The 1,873-nt window shown below is 61.6% G+C and carries 2 protein-coding genes and 1 pseudogene; 1 reads left to right on the forward strand and 2 read right to left on the reverse strand.

Annotation, left to right across the window (positions count from 1 at the left end; genetic code table 11):
• Positions 1-280: hypothetical protein (locus tag IV091_RS10205; RefSeq protein WP_293468297.1), on the forward strand; the 280-nt coding region annotated here is incomplete at its 5' end.
• Between the two features lie 190 nt (positions 281-470).
• Here IV091_RS10205 and IV091_RS10210 read toward each other — a convergent pair.
• Both IV091_RS10210 and fusA read right to left on the reverse strand, forming a co-directional pair.
• A complete protein-coding gene (locus IV091_RS10210; RefSeq protein ID WP_293468299.1) occupies positions 471-1,406 on the reverse strand; it encodes a DHHA1 domain-containing protein in 936 nt (311 codons plus the stop codon).
• Positions 1,407-1,501: 95 nt separating this feature from the next.
• A pseudogene (gene fusA, locus IV091_RS10215) lies at positions 1,502-1,873 on the reverse strand (elongation factor G); the annotation flags it as partial.

A 1,873-nucleotide genomic window follows, 5' to 3' on the forward strand; every position in this document is an offset into this window, starting at 1 on the left:
TACTTTCTTTGGCGAAGCAAAGAAAGTGAGTCGCATGCCGGGCGACTCCCGGCCAACTCAACCCCGAAAAGCCAATCCAAGATCGAACAAGCACCAGCCCCCAGAAAAAGTCCTCTCAACAAAAAAACAAAAAACTTACCCCTGCTTCCTGTGCGCCACGCTGTGGATAACTATGTTCACAAGCCGCCAAACCCGCGCCAACGCTAGCTTTGCAGGCGCTGCCTCCGAATTGACCAGCGGACCGACCCGTTTTATTCATGAAGCGCCGTTTTACCAATGAGGAAAGTTTTGTGGTAGCACAAAACTGCCATGACTGGCGCCCTGATTTTTGTGCGAAAGTAACCAAAACTTACCCCCGATTCCTGTGGGTCATGCTGTGGATAACTATGTTCACAAGCCGCAAAACCCGCGCCAATGCTGGCGTTGCAGGCAGTGCCTCTGAATTGACCAGACCGGACTCAGGCGTGCGCTCAGGACGCAGGCGGCGTGGGGTTGGCCTGAAACTCGCCGCTCAGCAGCTCGGGCAGGCGTTCTATGCCCATCTTGAAGCCGCAAGCCTGCGCGTGGCCGCCGCCGCCCATGCTTTCGGCCAGCGGGATGCAGTCAAAACTGCGCTGCGAGCGCAGGCCGACCTTGACGCCGCCGTTCTTGCCCACATGCCACATCAGCGCAAAAGTGCCGCTTTTTTCAGACAGCATGTTGCCGATCAGGCTGTGAAACACGCCGGGCACGTTCACCATCAAGCCGCTCTGGCCATTGAAGCTGACGGGCTGGGCGGAATCGGCCATGTCAGTGACGAGTTTTTTGAATTTCTCGTCCATGGCCTGGCCGCGCGCCATGAAGTCGGTGATTTGCGCGGGGCTGAACTGGGCAATCCCGGCCCAGCGGGCAAAGTCGAGCGGCTCCATGTCGAGGGCCGCCAGAAAGCCGGCGCTTTCGGGGTACTGCCAGGCCCAGATGTCGCGGTCTTCAATAAAGCGCACCAGGTCGGGCACCGGCTTGTCTGGATGGAAAAACTCCCAGGCCAGCCGGGCGCCGGACTTGTCCATGTCGAAATGCACCACGCCGCAGCGGCAGGCAAAGCCGGTGAGCTTTTCGGCGGCGCTCTTGTGGTGGTCGAGCATGACCAGCTTGGCGGCACGCTCGTCAATGCCTTGCATGATTTCGGGCGAGAACGAGAAGTCCAGGATGTAGACGGCGCGGCCGCTGAGCGCGGGCAGGTCGTCAACGGACTTGATGTCGCCGTGGTCGAGTGGCAAAAATTCGGCCTTGCCGCCATAGAAAAGCCAGGCGGCCAGGGCTGACGCAAAGCCGTCGGGGCATTTGCGTCCGTGGTAGATGACCAGCGGCTGCGGGTCGTTCAGGCTGGGGGCCAGCAAAAGTTGCAGGGGAAGAATGGTTTTCATGATGGGGTGAATTGTCGCCCCGCTGGCGCGCCAGGAATTTGTCCTGCGGCCAGTTGCTGAAATCAGCCTGCATGCGCTGCAGTGCGTCCGGTGCGTCAGGGCCTGTGCGCCACCGCCACGCCAACGCCGGGCGGCGTGGGCGCATAGCGGCTGAACTCCATCGAGAAGGTGGCGCGGCCCTGGGTGAGTGAGCGCAGCGCGGTAGCGTAGCCAAACATTTCGGCCAGCGGCACGTCGGCGCGCACCCGCTTGCCGCCCCCGCCGGCGATGTCGTCCATGCCCAGGATGCTGCCCCGGCGCGACGACAAATCGCCCATCACATGGCCCAGGAAGTCGTCGGGCATCTCAACCTCGACTGCCATGATGGGTTCGAGCAGCACGGGGCTGGCGCGGCGCATGCCTTCCCTGAACGCGATGGCGCCGGCCATGCGGTAGGCGTTTTCGTTCGAGTCGACGTCGTGGGAGGA

It is taken from the genome of Polaromonas sp., assembly GCF_018780625.1.
GTDB lineage: Bacteria > Pseudomonadota > Gammaproteobacteria > Burkholderiales > Burkholderiaceae_C > Polaromonas.

Bases quoted from the DNA above. Each gene is read 5' to 3' on its own strand.
- IV091_RS10210 (WP_293468299.1), bottom strand. From the start codon at position 1,406: ATGAAAACCATTCTTCCCCTGCAACTTTTGCTGGCCCCCAGCCTGAAC.